The organism is Caulobacter endophyticus (assembly GCF_029543245.1).
GTDB classification, from domain to species: Bacteria; Pseudomonadota; Alphaproteobacteria; order Caulobacterales; family Caulobacteraceae; genus Caulobacter; species Caulobacter endophyticus_A.
Genome location: NZ_JARQWV010000004.1, coordinates 1 through 23,006, shown reverse-complemented (window position 1 = coordinate 23,006; position 23,006 = coordinate 1). Strand labels below are relative to the sequence as shown.

At 63.0% G+C, this 23,006-nt stretch carries 19 protein-coding genes and 1 tRNA gene; 13 read left to right on the top strand and 7 right to left on the bottom strand.

All coding sequences use genetic code 11. The features are described from left to right. Positions 1-156: 156 nt before the first annotated feature. The gene (locus P7A99_RS04720; RefSeq protein ID WP_277792784.1) at positions 157-717 is read left to right on the top strand and encodes a sigma-70 family RNA polymerase sigma factor; all 561 of its coding nucleotides are present in this window, start codon (positions 157-159) and stop codon (positions 715-717) included. Then, positions 714-1,349, top strand: coding sequence for a ChrR family anti-sigma-E factor (locus P7A99_RS04715; protein ID WP_277792783.1), 636 nt, complete (start codon positions 714-716; stop codon positions 1,347-1,349). Before P7A99_RS04720 ends, P7A99_RS04715 begins: the two co-directional genes overlap by 4 nt. Before the next feature lie 46 nt (positions 1,350-1,395). Here the strand turns inward: P7A99_RS04715 and P7A99_RS04710 are convergent, their stop codons facing one another. After that, the gene (locus P7A99_RS04710) at positions 1,396-2,211 is read right to left on the bottom strand and encodes a DUF3313 family protein (protein ID WP_277792782.1); all 816 of its coding nucleotides are present in this window, start codon (positions 2,209-2,211) and stop codon (positions 1,396-1,398) included. Positions 2,212-2,554: 343 nt separating this feature from the next. Between P7A99_RS04710 and P7A99_RS04705 the strand changes: the two genes are divergently transcribed. Both P7A99_RS04705 and P7A99_RS04700 read left to right on the top strand, forming a co-directional pair. Beyond that, positions 2,555-2,938: a response regulator gene (locus P7A99_RS04705; RefSeq protein ID WP_277792781.1), complete on the top strand. Its 384-nt coding sequence runs from the start codon at positions 2,555-2,557 to the stop codon at positions 2,936-2,938. Positions 2,939-3,199: 261 nt separating this feature from the next. Next, the gene (locus tag P7A99_RS04700; protein WP_277792780.1) at positions 3,200-3,601 is read left to right on the top strand and encodes a helix-turn-helix domain-containing protein; all 402 of its coding nucleotides are present in this window, start codon (positions 3,200-3,202) and stop codon (positions 3,599-3,601) included. 867 nt (positions 3,602-4,468) lie between these two features. On the opposite strand, the gene P7A99_RS04695 is transcribed toward P7A99_RS04700, so the two are convergent. After that, on the bottom strand, positions 4,469-5,119 hold the full coding sequence (locus tag P7A99_RS04695; protein ID WP_277792779.1) for a hypothetical protein: 651 nt from the start codon (positions 5,117-5,119) through the stop codon (positions 4,469-4,471). A gap of 303 nt (positions 5,120-5,422) precedes the next feature. Here P7A99_RS04695 and P7A99_RS04690 point away from each other — a divergent pair, with 303 nt between their 5' ends. Together P7A99_RS04690 and P7A99_RS04685 are read left to right on the top strand one after the other, a co-directional pair. Beyond that, on the top strand, positions 5,423-6,358 hold the full coding sequence (locus tag P7A99_RS04690) for a hypothetical protein (protein WP_277792778.1): 936 nt from the start codon (positions 5,423-5,425) through the stop codon (positions 6,356-6,358). Between the two features lie 103 nt (positions 6,359-6,461). After that, positions 6,462-6,535 (top strand) — tRNA-Cys (locus P7A99_RS04685). Positions 6,536-6,967: 432 nt separating this feature from the next. On the opposite strand, the gene P7A99_RS04680 is transcribed toward P7A99_RS04685, so the two are convergent. Then, entirely contained in the window at positions 6,968-7,300 is a 333-nt protein-coding gene (locus tag P7A99_RS04680) for a hypothetical protein (RefSeq protein ID WP_277792777.1), read from the bottom strand. Between the two features lie 224 nt (positions 7,301-7,524). On the opposite strand from P7A99_RS04680, the gene galU reads away from it, so the two are divergent. The 6 genes from galU (at position 7,525) to P7A99_RS04650 (ending at position 17,459) form a co-directional block, all read left to right on the top strand. Next, entirely contained in the window at positions 7,525-8,394 is an 870-nt protein-coding gene (galU, locus tag P7A99_RS04675; protein ID WP_277792776.1) for a UTP--glucose-1-phosphate uridylyltransferase GalU, read from the top strand. Positions 8,395-8,683: 289 nt separating this feature from the next. Then, complete coding sequence (locus tag P7A99_RS04670) at positions 8,684-9,451, top strand: class I SAM-dependent methyltransferase (protein WP_277792775.1); 768 nt, start codon at positions 8,684-8,686, stop codon at positions 9,449-9,451. A gap of 1,314 nt (positions 9,452-10,765) precedes the next feature. Beyond that, positions 10,766-11,194, top strand: a complete 429-nt coding sequence (locus P7A99_RS04665) for a glycosyltransferase family 2 protein (protein ID WP_277792774.1) — start codon at positions 10,766-10,768, stop codon at positions 11,192-11,194. Continuing rightward, positions 11,191-15,132 (top strand): glycosyltransferase, encoded by a 3,942-nt coding sequence (locus tag P7A99_RS04660; RefSeq protein ID WP_277792773.1) that lies wholly within the window; start codon positions 11,191-11,193, stop codon positions 15,130-15,132. Before P7A99_RS04665 ends, P7A99_RS04660 begins: the two co-directional genes overlap by 4 nt. Next, positions 15,129-17,039: an ABC transporter ATP-binding protein gene (locus tag P7A99_RS04655; RefSeq protein WP_277792772.1), complete on the top strand. Its 1,911-nt coding sequence runs from the start codon at positions 15,129-15,131 to the stop codon at positions 17,037-17,039. Before P7A99_RS04660 ends, P7A99_RS04655 begins: the two co-directional genes overlap by 4 nt. A gap of 102 nt (positions 17,040-17,141) precedes the next feature. Continuing rightward, positions 17,142-17,459 carry a hypothetical protein gene (locus tag P7A99_RS04650; protein ID WP_277792771.1) on the top strand — a complete coding sequence of 106 codons (318 nt, stop codon included), beginning with the start codon at positions 17,142-17,144 and terminating at the stop codon, positions 17,457-17,459. A 51-nt stretch (positions 17,460-17,510) separates the two neighbouring features. On the opposite strand, the gene P7A99_RS04645 is transcribed toward P7A99_RS04650, so the two are convergent. The 3 genes from P7A99_RS04645 to P7A99_RS04635 form a co-directional block, all read right to left on the bottom strand. Then, positions 17,511-17,714, bottom strand: coding sequence for a hypothetical protein (locus P7A99_RS04645; RefSeq protein WP_277792770.1), 204 nt, complete (start codon positions 17,712-17,714; stop codon positions 17,511-17,513). A 42-nt stretch (positions 17,715-17,756) separates the two neighbouring features. Next, complete coding sequence (locus P7A99_RS04640) at positions 17,757-19,481, bottom strand: sensor histidine kinase (RefSeq protein WP_277792769.1); 1,725 nt, start codon at positions 19,479-19,481, stop codon at positions 17,757-17,759. A 754-nt stretch (positions 19,482-20,235) separates the two neighbouring features. Then, complete coding sequence (locus P7A99_RS04635) at positions 20,236-20,430, bottom strand: hypothetical protein (RefSeq protein ID WP_277792768.1); 195 nt, start codon at positions 20,428-20,430, stop codon at positions 20,236-20,238. A 487-nt stretch (positions 20,431-20,917) separates the two neighbouring features. Here P7A99_RS04635 and P7A99_RS04630 point away from each other — a divergent pair, with 487 nt between their 5' ends. Continuing rightward, the gene (locus P7A99_RS04630) at positions 20,918-21,541 is read left to right on the top strand and encodes a sugar transferase (RefSeq protein WP_277792767.1); all 624 of its coding nucleotides are present in this window, start codon (positions 20,918-20,920) and stop codon (positions 21,539-21,541) included. Positions 21,542-21,628: 87 nt separating this feature from the next. Here P7A99_RS04630 and P7A99_RS04625 read toward each other — a convergent pair whose 3' ends face one another. Beyond that, on the bottom strand, positions 21,629-22,756 hold the full coding sequence (locus tag P7A99_RS04625) for an acyltransferase family protein (protein ID WP_277792766.1): 1,128 nt from the start codon (positions 22,754-22,756) through the stop codon (positions 21,629-21,631). Positions 22,757-23,006 lie beyond the last annotated feature (250 nt).

The window sequence follows — 23,006 nt, the reverse complement described above, 5'->3', positions numbered from 1 at the left end:
GGGCGTGCATGTCACGAGGCCTTACGGCCGAGCTCAGCAATCGGATGGGCGCGCGGGGTATTTTTTGCTTCCGGTGATCCAGCCGCGAGGCTCTGCCGTATCATCGCCATGCATGCGACTCGGGCCCTATCCGCACACCCTGCAAGCCGTCACGCCGTGAGCCCGTCACGCGCGCTCGACGAGCTCGTCGTAAGGGTCGGCGAAAGCCGCGACCGGCAAGCCTTCGCAGGCCTGTTCGACCACTATGCGCCGCGGATCAAGGCGCTCCTGATGCGCGGCGGCGCCAGCGCCTCGGCCGCCGAGGAACTGGCCCAGGAAACCCTCCTCACCGTCTGGCGCAAGGCGCACCTCTTCGATCCGGCGCGCGCTTCGGCGGCGGCCTGGATTTTCACCATCGCCCGCAACCTGCGGATCGACCATTTCCGGCGTGGCTCGGTGACGCTTCACGAGCTGGATTTTCATCTCGAGGCCGAAGAGCCCGCCCAGCCTGACGCCATCCTCAGCGGGGCGCAGGACGCCCAGCGGGTGAGGGCGGCCATGCTCAGCCTCAACGCTGACCAGGCCGCGGCCATCGAAATGGCCTTTTTTCAGGAACAGACCCATGCGGAAATATCCAGGACGCTGGGCGTACCGCTCGGGACGGTCAAGGCGCGTATCCGGTTTGGCATGATGAAGCTGCGGGCCTGCATCGAAAGGGACAGGGGGGACGCATCATGAGCCTTCGCCGACAGCCCAGCGAAGAACGGCTGCTGGCCTTCGCCGCGGGGACCTTGAGCTTTCCCGAAGCCGTCGTCGTGGCCGCACACCTCAGCCTGCGGCCGGCCACGCGCCCCTGGGCCGAGCTCGGCGCGGCCGTGGGCGGCGTGCTGCTCGACGACCAGGCGCCCGAAACGCTGAGCCCGCAGGCCCGGCAGGAGATCATGGCGCGGCTCGACGCCGTCGAGCTGGAGGTCGAACCCAGGCCGGCCTCGGCCGATCCTGTCCTGCCTGCGCCGCTCGACCAGTTCGCGCTCGGACCCTGGCGCTGGCTGGGGCCGGGCGTGCACGTTCGCGACGTGCTCGGAACCCGGCAAGGCGATTGCCGCGTCATCCTGCTGAGGATCGCCTCGGGGCAATCGGCGCCCCGCCACACTCACGGGGGCGTCGAGCTGACCTGCGTGATCGACGGCGCCTACGCCACCGAGGACGGGGTGTTCTCGCGGGGGGATTTCGAAGAGGCCGATCCCAGCGTGACGCACCAGCCCAAGGTGGTCTCCAAGGAGCCGTGCCTTTGCGTCGCCGCTCTCGACGGTCAGATCCTGCTGCCCGGCCGACTGGGCAAGCTCCTGGCGCCTTTCGTTCGTCTTTAGGCGTCGGGTGACGCCGGCCTCGGCTGTCGATCGAGGCCGGCCGTCGTCATTTGGGCGGGGGCTTCTCTTGGTCTTCCTGAGGATCGCGCGCCTGAGGTTTGCTCCCGCTCAGCGCCGGCTGATAGAGCCCCGTGGCCATGCGCACGATCAGCCCCTCAGGACGCAGTCGCGGGCCAAAGCGCGCGCACGGGTCGGGTGTCGCCACGGGACGGGGCTTGCGCTCGCGCGGCGCCAGGGCGCTCGCCACGGCGTCGCCGAACGGTTCGGCCAACTGATGGGCGTCCCCGATCGGCGACAGCGAAGGCTTGTCGGCGCCCAGCACCATGGCCTGGCGGCTCCACACCAGGGCGGCCGCCTGGGCGCCGCTGGGCGTCAGGAGTTCGGCTTCGGCCCAAAGCCCGCCCACGCCGCCAGGGACCCGCACCGACACGGGACCCGGAATGAAGAAGTTGGCCGCGGCCGATGCGGCTGATCCGGCCTGGTTGGTGCGGTCTATGCGGGTCACCCCGACCCTGACGGTACCGGCCTCGGGGGATGGCGCGTCGATCAGGGTGAAGCGCTTGCTGAGTTCGTAACAGACCTGGCGGTCGACCTCGGTCAGTACGGCCTGGCGATCGTCTTCGTCGACCGACCAGGTCTGGCCGGCGTGGCTCGTGGCCGGCGCGATCCACAGCCGCTCTATGGTTCCAGCCATCGCCTCGTCGCGGCGCTCGTACACCATGGCGCGAAGGCTTCCGGGCCGCTTGCCCAGGCCCTCGTAGCTGGCGAGGAAACCGGACTGCGAGACGCCGCCGCCGGCGCACGCCGCGCAGGCGGCGGCCAGGCCTGTCACGGCGGCCATGCGGATGACCTTGTCGAACATGTCGCCTCCTCTGTCGCGCTGGATACGGCGGCGGGCGGATGCTGGATCACCGCCATCAGCGCCGGCCGCGCGGCCATGGTGATTGACGGGGGCGGATCAGCGAATGTCGGCCGGCGCGTGGCCGTCGCTTTCAGCGCGGCGAGCGGACGGATTGAACCAAGGTCTGCGCACAGGGGCGAAGCCATGCCCTGCCCATCGGCGAGCGTGGCGCCCAGCCGCATCCCGACAAACTCGGGTTGGATTTCCCGTGCTGACACACGAAACCACAGGGCGGCTTGCGCCGTTGAGCAACCTGTGGGCGCGCGCCAGTGCGCCCCAAGCGTCATCAGGAGGGGAGGCGGTGTTGGGGCGTGTTCTGATTGTCGATGACGACGAGCTCTCGCGTCAGGTCTACGGCCATGCCCTGAGTGAGGCGGGTCATGAGGTCGAGGAAGCCGAGCATGGCGGCAAGGCCATCGAAAAGCTCGAAATCCGAAGCTTCGATTTGGTCCTTATCGATCTGCTGATGCCCGTTCGCGAAGGGGTCGAGACGATCATCGAGGCCCGGCAGCGGTGGCCGACCACGCGGATAATCGCCATGAGCGCCGGAGCAAGGCGGCTCAGCCCTGGCGGCGTTCTAGACATGGCGCTGGGTCTCGGCGCGGACGAGGCCCTGATCAAGCCTGTTCCGAGCGAGCTGCTGACGGCGAGCGTCGAAAGGCTTCTTGGGAAGGACGCTCGGTCCTAGGCGCGCACCGCGGTCTGACGCGCCGCCGCTGGCGGTCATCGCCTCCACAACCGGCAGAGCCGAGGCGGCGAAAGAAGCCTCAATCCCGGCGATGGTCAGCGGCGCCTTGCGTCGCGATTTTGCGACATGGAGCAGAAGCGCCTTGATCGTGGGCGAGGCCGTCAGCGTGCTTCCCTTGGAGAATAATGTTCTTTCTCAAGTGGCGGAACTTCACTATCGCTGCGTCTTTCCAAGGGCGGCCTGCCCCAGGAGCTTTGCACCTTGTCCGAAGACCAAGCCCCACACCCCGTCGACCTGCACGTGGGGGCCAAGATCCGCATGCGCCGCAAATTGATCGGCATGAGCCAGGGTGAACTGGGCGAGCGTCTGGGGCTCACCTTTCAACAGCTGCAGAAATACGAGCGCGGAGCCAATCGCGTCAGCGCCTCCAAGCTGCGGGGAATCGCGGTTGCGCTCGGCGTCCGCCCAGACTGGTTCTTCGAAGGGCTTGACGAGCCGCGGCCTGAAAACGCAAGGCAGGACGGCATCGCGCAGACGGTCGACAGGTTCATGGCGACGCGCGAAGGTCTTGAGCTCGCCAGAGCGTTCCCGCGATTGTCAGCCCGGCAAAGGCGCAGCGTTATCACTCTGGCGCGAGCGCTCAGTGAGGACCAAGTCGATTGATGGACAGCGAGCGGCCACCAGAGGGCGTGCGCCCATTTTGGCGTCGAGCTGATATTCCACGTCTCTTCTGGAGATCAACCTCGCATCAACGACGTATTTGAAGTCTTCGGTTCCCGCAGCTTGCCGTCGTCTGCGGCCTGTTGACGGCGCATCCGATAGGGTGTGCCGGCGCTGTGGGGGTGGGGGCCATGGCCAGGGTTCGCACATCCCGGTCTTCGAATAATCCCGGCGCCGCGAAGAGGCCTGGCTTCTGTGCGACTCGCCGGAAATCTGCTTTCGGGCCGGCGATCAACGTCTGCCCGTGGCGCTAGTCACTCTTTGAGCCCGGTAAGTGAGAGCGTTCGAGGCTCAGCGCGATGCCAGCGTTGCGATCCTGCTGAGCGTCGCCGTTGACCACGAAGCTGATCTCCTGGCTGTTCAGGCTCTGCAATGGCCGCCGGCGATGCAATCGCGCATGTCAGCTGCAGCCTGGGTCAGTTTGGCCCGAAACGCATGATGACCCCGTGCAACCATCTTGGACAGTTGCAGCCAATATGGATGCGGAATCCGACGTGGCGTTGCGATTGCAGCCAATTCGGAAAGCTCAGACCCTCGGCGCTCCAGATTGGCCAGCATATTATTTCCGATAATCTTTGTTGTGCGTATTTTGCATGTAATCGCTTGGGCTTCGTCGACGAAGTCGACGGGCGCTTGTGCGGGTGTGGGCGGCGATCTGCGCAATGGCCTCGACGCTCTCGACCAGGGCGTTCGTGAAGCGCTCGACGCCGGCCGCCAAGCGAATGGCGACACTTCAGTTGTATTTCCTGAATTTAATTCTCAGGCGGGCTTTCTGCACTAGTCGTTGTGACAGAAGATTGTAGCTTTGGATCAAGTCCAGCAGTCACGTAAAACTGCTGCTGCTATCCCTGCTTTATCTTGTGGCAGGAAGCGCGCATAGTGCCGCTCAACCATTTCTGCTGTATCCTGAATGGCATAGCCCGCCATTTCGAAAGAGCCGGTTGTTTTAATCACATGTGTTGCGAGTATATGCCTAACTGCGTGTGGTCCATGAGGTAAAAGCCCGCGTATTGCTCCGCGTTTCGTGTATGGATTATAGATGCCATATCGCTGGATTATTTGGCGCCACGCTTCATAGAATCCGGTTTCGCTATATCCGGAGCTATTCACGCGTTTAGACCGCATATTTTTCGTGAAGAGGAAATTTTCATCTGTGCGTCCAGCCAGAAGAGCGGGGCGTCCGTAGGTCACATACTCCTCTAGAAGCGGGTAAAGTTCGCCGGAGTCGGACAAATCGAGTCGATAGTGCCTCCCCTTGAAGTATCCGGAAGAGCTATTTTTGAAGGCATGATGTGGGACGAACACTCGCCATAGTTTGCTCTCTTTGCAAAAGCTTATTTGCCCGCATCTCAACTCGATGAGTTGTTCGAGTGGAATCTCGCTGTTGCCTTGTTCAAAAATCCGCAATTCGCGCAAATTCTTTTGACGAAACCCTGTGCGTAATCCTATCGAAATCATCAAGAATGATCGTATGGCCTCATACCTGGGCGCTCCGCTCGGGGGCAATCTGCCGAAAACTTCTTTCGCTATATTGTTGTAAGCCTCAGCGGGACGGTCGGCATCTAAAACTGTATCAATCGCGGCAAAGCCATCCCTATGCACCTTAGCGATACGCTGTACATCGCGAGACCATAGTTTCGTGTAGTGGTGAGTTTCGTCGCAAAGCTCGTCCCATCTACTCCTCGACCTGAGCAAGTCATCATGCGAAATGAGGCCGGGTGCGATCCGGAGACTAGTGGCCAGTCGCCGCATCTCGCTGGCCGCATGCCGGAAGTTCCAAATGTCATTACGCCTGAAGACGTCAATCGCGCACAGGCTGACTGGGACGCATACTGCGATGAAGCCTGCGCAAAGTTTTCTGCCTGGGCGAAAGACGTCAAGCGGGTCGCCAAGGTCCATCGAGATCCGTTTGAAGCGATCCTCCCTATCCTGGAGGCCGACAACCCTGCTCAGGTCTACGCGCGCATCCCCGCCGAAATACTCCGTGCTTTACCCGATCGCCGCCGATACCCGATTGCGGCGGCAGAGGCGACACGTTCGTACCTGATGCTCATGCTTGGGCTGCACACTGGTTTGAGGCAGAGAAATCTTCGAGAGCTACGGGCAAGCAATCGAGGTGACAGGCCAACTCCAATGAATCAGCTTGAGGCATTGCGGTGCGGTGAATTGAATTGGGATGGAGACAAAAACGGCTGGACGATCCGGATTCCTGCCGTGGCATTCAAGAATGCGCGATCATCCTATTTTGCGGATCAGCCGTACATTCTGCGGTTGCCCGACGTTGGCGGCCTCTACGCGCAAATAGAAGTCTACCTATCCCGGCACCGGGCGTTACTTCTTTCGATCGCCAGTGATCCAGGCACGTTTTTTGTGAAAACGGTCAAAAGGTCAACAACCAAGGATGCGAGCTATGATAGTGCAACGTTCTACATGGCGTGGAGAGAAGCAATTCAGCGATACGGCGTTTTCAATCCCTACACAGGTAGAGGGGCGGTAGCGGGGATATTGCCTCACGGGCCGCACAATGTGCGCGACGTACTGGCCACGCATATCCTGAAGCGCACTGGATCGTTCGAGCAAGCCGGCTATGCCATCCAAGACACTGCCGCAACTGTAGCTCGACATTATGGGCGGTTCCTGCCCGGAGACAAAGCAGCCTTCGTTTCCAGGCTGTTGGAGCCAGCCTGGAGCACGCCGTGACAATCGCTAGTTTGTGTGGATGAGATGAAGTTGGCCATTGCGGGGGCGGCGCCCCTCTGATAGCCAGACCCCCTCTTCGCCGACGCAAGCGTGTCGACCCGGTGGCCCGGTGGCGGAGTGGTTACGCGCCGGACTGCAAATCCGTTTACCCCGGTTCGATTCCGGGCCGGGCCTCCAACCTCTGCTTCATCTTCCTGATGGATGATGATCCTTTCGCGAGGTCATCTTGAAGGCTTGGGCGATCAAACTTACTACAGCGCGCGACCGGCCGAGCTCGCGCTGCATCATATGGCTGGGCGGAGCAAGAAACTGCTACCGACGCGCTTGGCTGGTCGAAAGCGTGGTTTCGATCCTAAGATCATGGAACAACTCGCCATTCTTGCCCTGGGAACTGGGCAACTCCACCGCTACCGACACAGCTCCAAGTAAGCGGGCGCCATCACCCACCACTAATGGTCGTGAGCCGAAGTTGGTCCCGCCGCCGTCCGGACGGTCAGCTTGGTGTGGCTAGCCAGTGTCTATCTCGGTCACGCCTGTTAACGCGTCTGCCAGACTGACTACATCCGCGCTCATAGGTGCCCCTCCTACCGCTTTTGGGCCGCTTTGACGCTAGGTTGGACAGGCAACGCTCGGCCCGCAGCGATCATAGCGCCAGATCACCGAGGCCGCGACCACGCCGCCAGCGCTCGCAGCAATCGGCCGTCGAGCTGCTGGAGCGCTCTCGATGACGCACAGGCCGATCAGTACAGAGCAAAAGCCAAGCAGGCCGAATGTTCGGCGCCGCCGCGACAAGGAGGACGCCCGCCTGAGAACAGCAGGGTGCTCGTCCAATCCGACCAGTTGGCCCGGAGCCGCCGCGCCATAGAGGCGCTCCAACCTGGCGCACAGGCACAGCGCTTCAACCTCGACCCATCGGTCCGTTCGCTCCTTGGTCTTCGGCATTCACCGCGCCTCGATCCTGCGCCCCTCAGGCGAAAATCCTGGGTCGACGATAGCGTTGCGTGAGTAAGGCAAAGTTTGTTGCGGCGGTAGCGGAATCGGGGTCGTCGAACCGTGTTGTGCCGCGACAAGGCGTCGCGTTGCATCACCAGAGAGATGCGATCGTTTGCCTGGAACAAGCTTGGCCTTTGCGCGTTCGCACCGGGCAATTTCGTTCGGAGGTGCTCATGAAACCCGTCCGCAAGGCCGTCCTTCCCGTCGCCGGCTTGGGCACTCGCGTTCTGCCCGGGACCAAGTCGACGCCGAAGGAGCTTCTCAACGTCGTGGACCGTCCGATCCTGTCCTATATCGTCGAGGAAGGCCGCGCCGCCGGCATCGAGCACTTCGTTTTCGTCACGGGTCGGAGCAAGGGCGCGATCGAGGACTATTTCGATCACCAGATCGAGCTGGAGATGCAGCTCGAGGCCAAGGGCAAGCTCGAGATCCTCAAGCAACTGCGCGACGAGCTGCCCAAGCCGGGCGAGATGAGCTTCGTGCGCCAGATGGCCCCGCTGGGCCTGGGCCATGCGGTGTGGTGCGCCCGCGACATCATCGGCGACGAGCCGTTCGCCGTGCTGCTGCCCGACGTCATCGTCGACTCCCCCAAGTCGGCGCTCCGCCAGCTGATCGAGGTCTATGATCAGGTCGGCGGCGGCAACATCATCGGCGTCGAGGAAGTGCCCGAGAGCGAGACCCACAAGTACGGCGTCGTCGCTCCCAGCAAGGTCGAGGGACGCCTGGCCACCATGAGCGGCATGGTCGAGAAGCCGGCCAAGGGCACGGCCCCGTCCAACTGGGCCATCGCCGGCCGCTACATCCTGCAACCCGAGATCTTCGACCTGCTGGCCAGCCAGGAGAAGGGGGCCGGCAACGAGATCCAGCTCACCGACTCCATGGCCAAGCTGATGCAGGACCAGGCCTTCCACGCCTATGTCTACGAAGGCGACACCCACGACTGCGGCGACAAGATCGGCCTGCTGAAGGCCAATGTCGCCCTGGCACTCAAGCGCCCCGACCTCGGCGAAGCGGCCCGCGCGGCGATCTCGTCGCTGCTGTAGGGGAAATTTCGCGGCGGCCAAGCGCGTGCGCTCCGCCCAGCTTTTAGGCAAGGCCTGCCTTGAGCGTGGGCGGAGCTTGCCTTTTTGCTTCAGGGCGTTCGTCGGCGCGATCTTGGCCGGCGGCCTTGAGGCGGGCTGAAGGCGGCGAACGGCGTTATGTTATGGGCCGCGAGCGGCTTTAGACTGCCCAGCGGATAACGCTCAAGCGCCCAGCGCACTTGATCCTCAAAAGATAGATTGCATTAAAGCTCAGCTGAGCTGCCGGTTCGGCGGTCTTTGGGGGAAGGCCTTGAAGCAATCCTATATCCGTGATCGCGGGTCTGCACGCGCAGATCTTGGCGAGCCTATGGTCGCTGACGAGTTCGAAGCATCTCTTCGCCGGTGTCGCGACAGGCTCGATGCTCTGCTGGCCGTGAAGGCGCCGCGCTCCATCCTTGAGGCTGGCGGCGGTTCGCGCACGATGATCCCGCTGGACGGGGCAAGATACACAGTGATCGATCTGTCACCCGAGCAGATCGCGCGAAACAGTTACGCTCACGATAAGCTGGTGGGCGACATCCACGACTTCGACTTCGCGCACCGACGCTTCGACGCCGCGGTCTTCTGGGACGTCTTGGAGCACCTTCCACGGCCAATCGCGGCGGTTGAAAACGTCGCCCAGGCTCTGGAGCCGGGCGGCCTGATGATCATAAAAGGCCCCCTGAACCGCTCGGTCAAAGGCCTTATCACCAAGTGGACCCCGTTTTGGGTGCATGTCGCCTTTCACCGGTATGTGAGAGGAAGCAAAAATGCCGGCAAGCCGGGCTACGCGCCCTTCCCGACTGCTTTGGTGAAGGGTTCCGATCCCGACCAGCTTCAGGCCGAGCTGCAGCGCCGTGGCTTCAAGATCGCGCTTTTCGACACATACATCTCAAGTCATGTCGCCGCCTTCAAGCGACGCTTACCGTTGGCATATGCTCTTTACGAATGCGCCGCAGCCGTCATCCGCGGCGTGACCGCCGGACGATATGGGCAGCGAGAGTCGGATTTCATCCTCGTGGCCTCGCGCAGTCGCTAGCGGCCCTCTGGGCATTATGAAGCTGCAACCTTTGCCGCTCACGAAAGTTTAACCCTTCGTTAGCGCGCGTCGTGGAATGCCGGTTCCGAGACCCGCGCTCGCGGGCGCGTGTGCGCCCGCTTGACGGTGGGTGGGACATGATCAAAAGCGCTGAACGCACCAATCAATGGATCAGCGTCGAGGCATTTTGCATATGCGCGCGCCTTGAGCGCGAATTCGGAGAGGCGTCTTGCGAACGATTGCTACGCCAGAACCTCCATCCAGACGTACTAGCGGCGAGTCTGCGGCTGATCACCCAACGTCGAGGCGTTCGTGGACGCGGCTCAGTCGGGACGGTTCTAGGCGACGCCCTGATCAATTTGCGCCAACGATGTGAAAACAGGATGATCGTGCTCCCGGAAGCCTTGCAAACACGCAGCCCCCGTTGATGATTGCCATGCCGCGAACGGTGTTCTCGGCGGCAGCCGCTCCCACGCCTGATTGAGAGCCCGGCGTTGGGAGCGGCGCCATGCGAGACGGGCGTCAAATCGCGTATGTCCTTGCGCTTGGTGCGGACATGCAATTTTGGGACAGCGGGGTGGCTTGGGCGTCACGCCTGGCGATCGGGGACCGCCTGGCTTAGGGCTGGCGCGACGCTGCCTGGCTGGCGCTGGTTCAAAATCCCCACGAGGCCCGCCCCCTCATCCCACCCCGCCTTAACGCATTGATTTCAATCATTGATTGAAATTTTAGTCCGCAATCACACCTGAGGGGCGAATCTGCGACCCGCGTTATACAAAGCGCTGGACAAGCCGGTCGGGGCGAAGCTTATTGCAAAGGTGCAACAGACTGCGGTGCCTGGACGTGCCGAGCATTCGCAGTCGCGCGTAGCGTTCTGGGGGGCCTGCTGACGCGGTCGGCGGAGCAGGAGTGAGCGTAACTCGCGAATGGCGTGGCGCGGCAGGGATCGCGCCCTAGGAAGACTAGGCGACAAGCAATGGGAAAAAGTGAACGCGCCCAAAGGTGGGTCGTGGTCGAAGCTCTGTGCCTGTGTGCAGGCTTGGAGCGACAATATGGAGAGGTCAGCGCCGAGCGCATAGCGTCGGCCGACGTTCCACCTGAAATCAAAACAGCCGCCATGCGCCTCTCAGCCGTCCGCGCCCGGCGGCGGGGGTCTCCAGACTTTTTTCTAAGGTCAGCGCCCTCGCCTGCTGCTCGTCGAGTGGCCATCTGAGCCGACGGCTCGGATATCGTCGGCGCGACTTCTCGCCCAAGTTTCTGCAAGCGTCTGCGCCTCATCCGCCAGCGGTGTGGCGCATCGGGGCTGGTGCGAACATGGCCTTCCGCCGCCAGGCGCTGCTTGCGGCGGGCCTGTTCGACGAACGTCTCGATGTCGGGGCGGCCGGGTGCTCGGGCGATTCCGAAATGTGGCACCGCATCCTAAAGCGCGGAGGCCTCTGCCGATACGAGCCGTCGGCCGTGGTCTTTCACTACCATCGCCGCGACGAGCCAGGCCTCAAACGGCAATTGCACGCCTACATGAGCGGACACGCCGCAGCCCTATTGGTGCAAAGGGAAGCGCACGCCTCAGGTGGTGAATTGCGCCGCCTGTTGGTGACCTTGCCGCTGCACTACGCCGCCAGCCTTAAGCGACGGGCGCTCGGCAGGGCCCGTCCTGAAGACGCCTTCACCTTGACAGAGCTTAGCGGCCTGATCAGCGGGATCGTCTTCTACTTCCGCCGCAGCCTTTGGAGGACGCGATGAGCGAACTGACCTTCGTTATTCCCGCGTTCAACGCCGCGGCGACACTGGGCGCCACCCTGGACAGCCTCATGGCGCAGACGCGGGGCGATTGGAGGGCGATCGTTATCGACGATGGTTCCACGGATGGCACCGCCAAGCTCGCCGACGACTATGCGAGGCGCGATCACCGCATCATCAGGCGGTCGACAATCAATCAAGGCGTCTGCCGGGCGAGAAATCTTGGCCTTTCGCTCGCGCAGACCCCGTGGGTGGCGTTTCTCGACGCCGATGATGTCGTTAGCGCCGCTTATGTCGCGCACATGCTCGCACCCTCGCAAGACCCGCGCGGATGGGAGGCGATCTATTGCGGCTATCGGCGCGTGACCACTAACGGATCGATCGCCGCGGAGAGCCTCGACCTGCGTCTTGCCGCTGACGGATTCAAGCTCCTGGCGAAGGAATGTCCCATCGCGCTCCATTGCGTGATCACCCGGCGCGAAAGGCTTATGGCCGTCGGCGGTTTCGATCCGGATCTGCCGACCTGTGAGGACTGGGATCTTTGGCAACGCTTGGCCAGGCAGGGCTTGAAACTACGCGCCGTCCCGCTCGTGCTGGCCGACTACCGCCTTTCGGCGCGATCCCTATCGTCGGATTTCGATGCGATGTGCCGGGACGGCTTGACTGTTCTTCGGCGCGGTTACGCGGCCGATCCTCGGGTGGGCGGCAGCCTTGCGCAGTGGAAGAAGGGAGTTGAGGATAACGATCTGGCTGCGCGCGAGACCTACTTCGTCGCCTGGTGCGCCGCAGCCAAGATCGGGAGCGGCCAAGACGGCCAGGCCCTGTTCGAGACCATCCCACGGATCGATACTGGCGGCCGCGCCGATAGTCTGGCTCAGACGGTCCTAGCGGGCCTCGCTGTGGGCGCGCGGCGACCGTTGAGCCAGGCGCCAAACCTGTTGTCGGCCATGCTGCCAAAGCTGCAGACGGTCTTGCAGTGCTTGGCGCGCGCGCCCCTGGACGTTCGCGGCCTGATCTACGCGCTGGAACGTGAGGCGATTGGGCATGCGCCAGAAAGTTTTGAGGGCGCCATTCAGCATACCGCCGTGCGGCGCGTGCGACCCAACGCCCTGACGGGCTATGACCCGCCGGCGAATGTTGATCGCCTCGTCGTGCGAATGCCCGGCGCTCGGGGAGCTCCGCCGGAGGTTCCGCTGTTTGGGCCTTTGACGGCCGGAGACTTCGCCGGTCTTTGCGCTCAGACCTTGACCCCGAAGCGATTTTTTTTCGCCTCCGGGGCCCTGTGGTCGATGACCTTCTGGCGCGAGGCCTGTACGCGTCTGATTGCTGCGCTGACGGCTCCCTCGGCCCGGTCGCGCCGCACCTACGCTCGTGCGCTCAAGCGAGCTCTTCTGGACGCGGCCTTGGCCAGATGGGGCCCGCCGGGGCCGTTCAGCTTGGCCGCGCAGACCAGCGCCAGGCGTCGGGCCTGGCAGGAGGTGCTGGGCGACGTCCCTCGGGCCTGCGACAGCGCCGCCGCCCCTCCCCCTCTCGACGCCCCCGACCGCAAACAGGTCTGGGACAGGGTGTTCGAGGTGCAGGATCCGTGGAACTACGGTTGCGCCTACGAGACCGAGAAATATGACCTGACCTTGGAAGCGGTGCTGACCGGCAAGCCCAAGCACGTTTTGGAGCTGGCATGTGCTGAAGGGCGGTTCACAGAACGTCTGGCGGCATCGGTCGAGAAGGTCAGTGCGGCTGATATTTCGACGCGCGCGCTTGCGCGCGCCGCCGAACGCTGCCGGCCGCACGACAATGTCGATTTTAAGGTTCTGGACCTCATCGAGGACGCCTTGCCCGCCGACCTGGAGATGATCGTCTGCTCGGAGGTGCTCTACTATCTTCCTGATCGGCCGGCGTTGACCGCTGTCGTCGACAAGATCGCACAGGCCTTGGCGCCGGGCGGGCGGCTGGTGATGGCCAACCACTTCCTGTTACGAGATGATCCCGACAGCACCGGGTTTGATTGGGACCAGGCCTACGGCGCTAAGGTGATCCACGAGGCGTTCTCGGCTCACCCCGAGCTTCGTCTTGAGTCGTCTACGGTTACAGAGCTCTACCGCGTGGACTGTTTCCGGCGCGGCGAGGCCACTTCCCCATCGCCTAAGATTCAGCGCCGCGCGATCGTCGCCGACTTGCCGCTGGCGTTGGAGCAGTATGTCGTCCGGGGCGGCGCGGCGGCGTTGAAAAGCCAGCTGCTTGCCGAGACCACCACCTGGGACGTCCCCGTGCTCGCCTATCATCGCATTGCTGACGAAGGCCCCGAGGCCCTGGCGGCCTGGCGCGTGCGCCCGCGAGACTTCCGCGTACAGATGCAGTTCCTGAGAAGGCACGGTTACTACACCGTCACCCCAGAACGTTTGCTTGAACACATCCGCCAGCGCCGCGCCTTCCCCGGCCGACCTATCCTGATCACGTTCGATGACGCCTACCAGGACTTCGCCGACGCCGCTTGGCCGATCCTTCAAGCCTGCGGGTTTGGCGCCACGGTGTTCACCGTCACCGACCGTGTCGGCCAGTCGGCCGATTGGGATCAGGCAGCCGGCCCGCCGGCGCGGTTGATGGATCAGCTGGTGCTGGACAGGCTTAACCAAGAGGGTGTGAACTTTGGCAGTCATCTGGCCACCCATGGCGCAGCCACTGCGCTGAGCAGCCTTGCACTTCTCGAGGAGGCGATAAGCTCGCGGGCGAAGCTTGAAGCATGGACGCGCAAGCCCGTCGTCGCGGTTGCTGCGCCCTACGGCCTGATCGACGAGCGGTACCAGCGCGTCATCTCTTCGGCTGGGTTCCAGCTTGGCTTCACGAGCCATCAAGGCCTAGCGTCGGTGTGGGGCGATCAAGCGCGCCTGCCGCGTCTGGAAGTGCGCGGGGACTGGGGATTGGCGCAGTTCGCCGGCGCGCTTTCACACGGACCCAAGGCCGAGGATTTTGGCGAGGAGGAAGTCTCGGTGATCATACCGGCTTACAACGCCGAGCTCACCATCGACGCCACGCTGCACAGCGTCCGTGGCCAGACCCACAGCCCTCTCGAGATCTTGGTCGTGGACGACGGCTCCACGGACGGCACTGTCGCACGCGTTCGCGCGCACATGCAGCAGGACGCTCGTGTGCGCTTGCTCACACAAGCCAATGGCGGTGTGGCGGCTGCTCGCAACCTGGGCATTTCCGCCTGTCGCGGCGCGCTCATCGCTCCGGTCGACGCCGATGATCTGTGGTCTCCCGACAAGATCGAGAGGCAGTTGCGCGTTCTTCAGCACGGTGGACCAAGCGTTGCTTTGGTCTACACCTGGTATGCGGTGATCGACGCGCAGGGGCGCATTGTCGAGACAAACCATCGCCCCCGCGATGAAGGCGACGTCCTGGCGCGGCTCTGCAGGGGTAACCTGATCGGCAACGGCAGCTCGCCCCTCATCCGTAAAGCCGCCGTCATTGAAGCCGGGGGCTATTGCAGCCGGCTGAGGGACAGCCGCGCCCAAGGCTGCGAAGACCTGCTGCTATATTTCAGAATTGCAGAACGGCATGACTTCGCCGTAGTCGCCGATTTCCTCACCGGCTATCGCCGGTTGCCCGAAGCGATGTCATCGGACGTGACCCAGATGCTGCGCTCGTACCGCATGGTCGGCGAGGAGATGAAAGCAAAATATCCGCGTTACGCTGCGGAGGTCGATCGCGGCGAGGTCGAACTTGCCGGCTGGCTGTTCTGGAAGGCGGTGCGCAACCGGCGTCTGCGGTCTGCGGCCATCATCTTCGCGCATGTCGTGCGTTTGGACGCGCGCAAGGCTGTCCGGCTGTCGCAAAGCGCGGTTCGCCGGGCTGGCGCCCGCCTGTTGCGTCGACGCGTCGCTCCAGGCGCGTCAACCCGCGTCCCATTCGTGTCCGCTGTCATGGACGCGGCCCGATGATCAGACCGAGCGGCCTAAAGACCGGTTTTCAGCTATCCGCACGGCGGTTGGCGGATCTCGCCATATTGCTGGACATTCGCGCATGGCCTTTGGCCTTGGTGGTGTTGCTTGGTGTTCTGTCCTCACTAGCCGAAAGTCTCGGCATAAGTCTGGTGGTGCTCTTTCTCTACGCCGCCATGGGACAGGCCGAGGGTATACGGGGCTTGAGCGGCGCATTCGGCGCGCTGCTGACGCACATGCTGGATCTGCTGCCCTCTCCGATCTTCGTCGCGCCCTTCGTATTGCTGATGATGGCGGCCAAGGTTCTTTTCTCGACCAGCTACGCAGTGCTCTCGGCCAATCGACAAAATCGTCTCGGGCAGTTGGTGCGTGAGCGGCTGCACGCCAAGCTGATGACGGTCGACTACGCCTATCTTCGAAGACAGGATCAGGGCCGTCTGCTCAGCCTGCTGGCCGAGGAAACGTGGTCTGTGTCGACAGCCTATGGCGTCCTGTGCAGGATTGTCGTCTCTTCTGCCTATCTGGCGGTGATAAGCATTGTTCTGCTTACCATCTCATGGCCGCTGACGGTGGCGGCCGTGACGATGGGCGCTGTGCTGTTCGGCCTGCTCAACGTCATGGCCCGTCCCGCGCGCCGGCTGGGCCTGGCCGCCGCCGACGTCAATCAGACCGTCGCCGAAAAAGTGTTGCATAGCCTGCAAGGCATGAAAACCATTCGCGCGTTCGCCCAAGAGAGCGCCTATCAGGAGCGCTTCGAGGCGGCCTCGGCCGACGCGGGCCAAATCTCGCGGCGCACGGCAATGTTATTCTCGCTGCTCTCGCCTCTGTCTGAGCTCGGCTACGTCATCATCCTCGTGGTGGTCGCGCTTTTGGCCCAAGGCCTGTCGGCGCCGTTTGCGGCGACGCTTGCTGTCGTCGCGCTGCTCTATCGGATGCAGGGCCCCCTACGAGAAGTCCAGAACGGGATGCTGTCCCTGGCCCAGCTCGAGGCGGCCCTGCAACGGGTTGCGGCCATGCTGGCGCGCCCGGGCAAAATCTACGCGCCGACCGGGGATGCGCCCTTCGAGGGATTGCGTGACGGCATCAGGTTCGAGGCTGTCTGCTTTGCCTACGGCGCTAACGAGGATGATATTCTCAAGGCTGTCTCCTTCGCCATTCCGGCGGGTAAGAGGACAGCGATCGTAGGTCCGAGCGGTGCTGGAAAGACCACCATCGTCAACCTTCTACTAAGGCTCGATGAGCCCTCGGCGGGTGAGATCCTCGTCGATGGCCAACGCCTAGACACGCTGCGCCGGGAGGATTGGTTGACCCGGCTCGCGGTGGCCGGACAGGATGTCGAGCTGATGGAGAGTACGGTGCGTGAGAACATCGCCGTGGCCGATAGTCAGGCAAGTCCGGCATCGGTTTCGAACGCGGCGAAGATCGCCGGTCTACAGCCGCTGATCGATGAGCTGGCCGAAGGCATGGACCATTGGATCGGCAATCAAGGGGCCAATTTTTCCGGCGGACAGCGGCAGCGGCTGGGGCTGGCCCGGGCCTTACTGCGACGCCCGGAGGTCCTCGTTCTCGACGAAGCCACGAGCGCGTTGGACGCTGCCCTCGAAGACGCCATCCAGGCAGACTTGGAAAGCTCGCGCAGGGGTCTCACGACCGTCGTTATCACCCACCGGCTGACATCTGTGTTGCATGTCGATCACCTGGTGGTGATGAAGGGGGGGCAGGTGGTGGAAGAAGGCGCGCCAAGTGTTCTGCTGGCGCGTGGCGAAAGCCATTTCAGCACGATGTTCGCCCCCTTCAAAGCCGAGCACAAATCCGTTGCGAGCGAACATCGCGATCCGATCGCCTTGGATAAGGCGGCAGAGGTCGTCACCGAGGGTCTGGCCGCTGATCGGCATGGATTGCCTTGAGAATGGCCCAAGCGCGTGTGCGCGGCCGTCGTGATCCAACCAGACTGGATCTCACCACCGTCACGGCTAGAGTGGGCGGCGGCGGCCGACAGGGGGATGCGCATGGACCTTTTGGATCGCCTGGAGCGGCTGGAGACGGAGCTTGCCCGTCACCGTGAGCGCGCCATGGCCGCGGAGATCGTCGCCAACGTCTTCTTCGCCCATCTGCTTGACCTCTGCGATCAGATTGACGAGCCCATAGATCTTGATCTTATCCTGGAGCGTCTGGCTCAGGACATGACCGAGGCGCAATCGAGGGCCGGCACTCGCGCCCAGCGTCTGTGCTGGGAGAGGATTCAGTCCTCAACGCTTGGCATGATCGGCCAAATCCGCGACGCGCGCTGCGCACTGCGTCCGGCTAATGAAAACGCCGCTCACTAGCAACATGAACCGGGCCGCGGGCCCGGTGGCGGCGCAAGCTGAAGCAGGATTTCATGGCTTGGACGGTGGGACGCCTGGACTGTCTTCCACGGCCCTGGCCATGGTTGCGGCGATACGACTGGCTATAGCCATACGCCTCAACGCCGCCACGACGATCGGATCGTCGGCGTTCACGGCGCTGTCCATCAGGTCCTCGGCCTCGGCTTCCAAGGCGTCGGGATCGGGCGGAATAATCCGGGGCTCTTGGGCCGTCATCGGTTTCTCCAAATCGGGGCCAAACCACCGATCGATTTGTCGTCAACACGCTGATCCCGGCGCATCGGCCTGCCCACAAGACTCAATTGGGCTATTGGATTTGAGGACAAGGGCCGTAGCGTTCAGGCGTATGGTGCAGTTGAGACCTTCAGGGCGCAGTTCGATCGTCGCCCGGTCGTTCTGACCGCTGAAGGCCCGCGACAGCAGGCGCGAGCCAAAGCCGCGCCGTGTCGGCGTCTCCACCTTAGGTCCGTCGCGTTCACGCCATATCAGGATCAAGCCGTCCTGCTCTAAGGCCCAGGTCAGCTCGATACGACCATCATGGTTGGCCAGTGCGCCGTACTTGCTGGCGTTGGTCGCAAGTTCGTGCAGCACTAGCGATAGAGACACCGCTGTCTCGGGTGAGACGGCGACAGGGGGGCCGGTCATCGACAGACGGTCGGCCGACTGTGAACCGACGGCGGCCGTGGCGATCTGGGCAAGGTCAGCCGCGCTCCAGCTATCCTGCACAAGCACAGCATGCGCCGCAGCCAGCGCCATCAGGCGCGCTTCGAACGCTTGTTTTTGATCTTCGGCCTGCACGCCTGCGAAGGTCTGCCTTGCGATCGACTGAACAACGGCGAGCGTATTTCTCACCCTGTGGTTCAGCTCGTCCATCAACAACTTCCGACGTTCCTCGTTGCGCCGTCGCTCGGTGATCTCTTCGACCACGACATTATAGCCGCGTAACGCTCCGTCGGGTCGCGTGAGCGGAACCCAATACTCCAGCCAGTATCGCTCCTGGCCCGGCGCAGCGCGCGTTTCCCCGTGAACCTCGTAGGCCTTGGCAGTGCTCTGGCCGGCCAGCTGCTCGGCGATGTCGCGGATCTGGTCGAAAAGTGCAGGGGCCACTTCGCCGACCGAACGCCCCAAGTGTGCGCCGACCTCCACGCCATTCATCTCGGCCAGACGATGATTGATCCTAACATATCGAAGTTCGGGCGTCAGAAACGCCAAGCCGACGGGCGAAGATTGATAGATGGCCTCAAGCTCTTCGAGTTGGTCGCGCGCTTGAGCTTCACTGATCTTCAAGGCCTCGGCGACCGCCCGACGCTCTTCGATGTCCTCGACAATGGCGATGAACGCTTGAGGCTCACCCAGTTCGTCGCGAACCGCAGACGCCGTCAAATTAACCCAGATCGTCGAACCGTCGCCGCGCAGATAGCGCTTCTCGAGGCTGTAGGTTTCCACCTCGCCCCGTATAAGCGCCTCCATAAGGCGAAGGTCTTTGGTCAGATCCTCAGGATGGGTGATCGCCTGAAAGCCCGTACTTAGCAGCTGCTCTGCGGAGTAGCCGGTAATCGCGCAGAACCGCCTGTTGACGTCGAGAAAGTCTCCGGTCAGGGCGACATGCGCCACGCCCAGGGCGGCCTTGTCGAAGATCGGTCTGAAGCGAGCGTCGTCGGCGCCGTGCCGCTCGCCGACGTCCTCCTCGGACCAAAGCAGATAGCTTCCGTCAGGACCGGGGGTGAGGGTCCACCAGCAAAGCGGACCGGCGCGGCTGACCCGCACCTTGAGGCGCGCGGGGCGCCCGCTTGAGTGAAGCGCCAGGAGGGCATCGAAGCGCTCGGCGAGTTCAGGCTTCAACATGTGGAGATGTTGACCGCCGATCTCGCCCGAACTTGGCAGGCCGAGCTGACGACGGTGCGGGCCAGAAGCCGCCAAGTAGGCGCCGTCAACATCAAGAAGCGCAAGGTTCGCAGGGGCCTTGGCCACCACTCCGAGCATCACCGCCGTGTCGCCTACTTGTTGCGGTCGTGGCGTCAAAGTCCCCTCGCACGCTTGCTAGGACGCCGTAGAGCGCTTGGCTCGCGACAGACGACCATGATGATTTAAGCGGTTAAGCGACGGTACTGCGGCGAAAGTATCAATGATTTTTCCGACTTGGGAAGCCCTTCACGAGATTATCTTTGGAAACGTCGCGTACCCGACAATCGCCTCCGGCTCAGCTTGCCGCCGTAGTCTTGCGGTACTCAGGTCGATGATACGAAATCAGGCCGCTATGCTGAAAACTTGAGCGGCGACTGCCTCCACAGCCCCAAACGAACCCGACGCAGGCGGCGCGGGGCGTTCGGCGACAAGCCGGTTGGAGCCGATCCTCCGAGACCTTAGTCTCAAGCAGCCGCGCCTCGGCGGCGACTTAAACCCCGGGGGCCCAACGGGCCCCCGGGCCCTCTTGCGCTTGCCGGCGCGAGCCTGTGCCAGTTTGCACAGCGCAAGGCGCCGCCCTCGCCCAGACTGAAGAATGCCAAGTCTTGGCGGGGTGAGTAGGGAGCGCAAGGTGTGGCTGAGGGAGAGATCCGAGCGCTGGCTCCAAGTCGAAGCTCTGTGCCTCTGCGCCGATCTGGAGCGCGCGCTCACGGCCAGTTCAAGCACGTGGTCGAGCCGTTCACCGCAGGTCCGGCGTGAAGCTGCGCGGCTGCTGCGCCGGTCCGGGCGTTTGACGACCGTCTCCGCAGTCGATTTGGAAGGCGCCGACGGCTCAGTCCACCGGAACGATTAGACTATCGAGGCGTTGGAGCACCACTTCGTAGCGCATGCCCGCGTCGAACATCCGGCTCGATGTCGCCAGGGCGAATGTAAAACAGGGTTCTTCGGCAGCGTCTTGCAACAGAACTTCATCCCCGCAGCGGACCTGCCAGCCGTCTCCGGTCTCAACAACCCTGATCGTTTGCATGACGCAGCCCCCTCCCCAAATGACCGATCCTACTGAAGCTGAACTGGCGGATTCAGGCTCGTGGTTTCGCGCATCGGGTGAATCTTTAGGCAGATGGCGCTTCAGGTTGCTCCGGCTGACGGGGGCCGACCGCGCAGTTTTCGTTGATCTGCGCCGTTCGCAGTAGAGATAAAAAGGGATTTTATGGCCAAGCTTCTAGCAACCAGGTTAACTTTCGTCGCGTGACGGGATTGACGGGCCCAAGAAAGTCCCGCGTTCTAGCGAAGTCGAACAGCCAATCGGTTCATCGGCTTGTCGCAGGGGTGCGCTAATGCACAACAATCATACGCCTGTAGGCTGTGACAGGCAGATGTGACTGACGGCTACGGCGATTACAAGGAACCTTGCACTTTGCCCCGGCACGGCTATTGCGATGCGGTAAGAGCACGAACAAGGTTGTTTCAAATTGGCGCGCGGTGATGGTGCTAACGGCGACGAGAGGATCGATATGACCGATGTGGCCATGGCGGCGGTGGCCGGCCCTGCGGAAAGCCTCGGAAAGCGGATCGTGGACATCGGCCTGGCCCTGGGGCTGCTGGTGTTTCTCGCGCCGTTGATGATCGTGACGGCCTTGGCCGTGAAGGCGACGTCGCCGGGGCCCATATTGTTCCGGCAGCAGCGCGCGGGACTTCACGGCCAGACGTTCCGAATTCTCAAGTTTCGCACCATGACGGTGACGGAGGATGGCGATACCATTCGCCAGGCCACCCGTGGCGATCAGCGCGTCACGCCCGTCGGCGCCCTGCTGCGTCGCGCCAGCATCGATGAGCTGCCCCAGCTCATCAACGTGCTTCGCGGCGAGATGTCCCTTGTCGGGCCTCGCCCTCACGCCCTGGCCCACGACCGCTACTACGGCGCGCTGATCTCCGACTACGCAGCCCGCTATCGCACGAAGCCCGGCTTGACCGGGCTGGCGCAGGTGATGGGCGCGCGGGGCGAGACCCAGACGACGGAGGACATGCGCCGCCGCATTGAGTTCGACAACCGATACATCGATGAATGGCGTTTGTTTGGCGATCTGAAGATCCTGGTGCTGACCGCCGTGCTCGTTCCCTTTCAAAAGGCCTATTGATCGACCCGTTTAGCAGGAGCGACCCTGGTCGCCCAAAGAGAGCGGCTCAAGCCGCCCAAAGGGACGCCGCCCTGCGGCGTCCCTTGTTTATCGCTCGACGAAATAGGCCGACGCGGAAGAATTGGCTCTTTCGGGCTTCACGTCTCGGCGCCTCTGGCCCGTGGCTTGACCTCGACGCTTTCGCATCAACGACAAGATGGGCTTCTCCAGTCCCAGGCGAACCAGGACGCCGATCAAGATGCTGCCCGCCAGGGTCAGGCCAAGAAACAGCAGCGGCGCGTTCAGGCCCGCCCGAGCCCAAACCAGGCTCACGGCGTTGATCACGAAGATATGGCTCAAGTACAAGGCGTAGGAGGCGTCGCCGCCAGCGATGAGCGCGCCCTGAAAGGCCCCCGGTCGTGTCGGATTGGGTCCGAGCGCGGCGGCAGTGACGATTAAAGCGGCCGGAAACCCGCTGATGAGAGCCCGGGGCGCCTGCGGCCAGGTCACGGCTGCAAGCGCGAAGCCTCCGATGGCCATGGCTCCAGCGGCCAGCATCGAGAGCCTGACCTGCCGCTTATAGAGAGACCCTAGAAGAAGGCCGGCGGCAAACTCCAGGATGATCGGATCGGTCCAGTACACAGCGAAGGCCGGGCCTTGCCGAGCCAGGGGCGCGAGCGCGACGAGGGTTAACAGAGTCGCCGATAACGCCGCTATACCTACACGCTTGGGCAAGAGCATGGCTAGGGCGAACAGGACATAGAAGAGCATCTCGTAGTTGAGCGTCCATCCTACACTCAAGATCGGCCTGATGGCTCCATCTGCCCGATGCACGGGAAAGAACAGATAGGACGCAAGCGTCTGGACCCAGTCGGGTTTCTCTGCACTACCGAAGCCCAAGAGGGTCAAGGCGAGGAGCGCCGAGGTGAAGATCCAGTAGAGCGGAGCAATCCTTTCGAGGCGTCGGGCTAGAAACCTTCTCGACGCGCTTAGGGAGCCGAAGCTGTCGCCCGCCACGATATACATGATGAAACCGCTGATGACGAAGAAGATGTCTACGCCAAACCCCCAGGGGATAGGGCGCCAGCTTGCCAAAGCTGTGGGGCCCGCCATCTCCCGCAGTTCCTGCTGGGCATGACCAAAAACCACGATGACAGCCGCGACTAACCTCAATATTTGAACGTTGGCCAAGGTTTGCTGCGACGGCGTCCCAGCCGCCGGGGTTTGGACGCCCATGCAAGTCTCCAACGTCTACTGAAGGCGCGTTTCAAGCCCTCACCTGATTACGGCGCTCGCCCTCCCCACCGCCTTGGAGGGAGCCCGACGCCTGGGGCCAAACTTTGGCCGCGGCGAATTTCATGCCGCACCGCACCATAGTAAATGAGAAAGACCGTTCAGCAGTCGACGGGCGTCTATTGATCAAAAAGCATACGGCCGGCGCCGCGGTGAGGCGGGCCGGCCGTTGGCGATAGGCGATCGGGGCTTG

Bases quoted from the DNA above. Each gene is read 5' to 3' on its own strand.
- P7A99_RS04715 (WP_277792783.1), top strand. From the start codon at position 714: ATGAGCCTTCGCCGACAGCCCAGCGAAGAACGGCTGCTGGCCTTCGCC.
- P7A99_RS04710 (WP_277792782.1), bottom strand. From the start codon at position 2,211: ATGTTCGACAAGGTCATCCGCATGGCCGCCGTGACAGGCCTGGCCGCC.
- P7A99_RS04690 (WP_277792778.1), top strand. From the start codon at position 5,423: ATGCCGGAAGTTCCAAATGTCATTACGCCTGAAGACGTCAATCGCGCA.
- P7A99_RS04680 (WP_277792777.1), bottom strand. From the start codon at position 7,300: ATGCCGAAGACCAAGGAGCGAACGGACCGATGGGTCGAGGTTGAAGCG.
- galU (WP_277792776.1), top strand. From the start codon at position 7,525: ATGAAACCCGTCCGCAAGGCCGTCCTTCCCGTCGCCGGCTTGGGCACT.
- P7A99_RS04665 (WP_277792774.1), top strand. From the start codon at position 10,766: ATGGCCTTCCGCCGCCAGGCGCTGCTTGCGGCGGGCCTGTTCGACGAA.
- P7A99_RS04660 (WP_277792773.1), top strand. From the start codon at position 11,191: ATGAGCGAACTGACCTTCGTTATTCCCGCGTTCAACGCCGCGGCGACA.
- P7A99_RS04655 (WP_277792772.1), top strand. From the start codon at position 15,129: ATGATCAGACCGAGCGGCCTAAAGACCGGTTTTCAGCTATCCGCACGG.
- P7A99_RS04650 (WP_277792771.1), top strand. From the start codon at position 17,142: ATGGACCTTTTGGATCGCCTGGAGCGGCTGGAGACGGAGCTTGCCCGT.
- P7A99_RS04645 (WP_277792770.1), bottom strand. From the start codon at position 17,714: ATGACGGCCCAAGAGCCCCGGATTATTCCGCCCGATCCCGACGCCTTG.
- P7A99_RS04640 (WP_277792769.1), bottom strand. From the start codon at position 19,481: ATGCTCGGAGTGGTGGCCAAGGCCCCTGCGAACCTTGCGCTTCTTGAT.
- P7A99_RS04635 (WP_277792768.1), bottom strand. From the start codon at position 20,430: ATGCAAACGATCAGGGTTGTTGAGACCGGAGACGGCTGGCAGGTCCGC.
- P7A99_RS04630 (WP_277792767.1), top strand. From the start codon at position 20,918: ATGACCGATGTGGCCATGGCGGCGGTGGCCGGCCCTGCGGAAAGCCTC.
- P7A99_RS04625 (WP_277792766.1), bottom strand. From the start codon at position 22,756: ATGGGCGTCCAAACCCCGGCGGCTGGGACGCCGTCGCAGCAAACCTTG.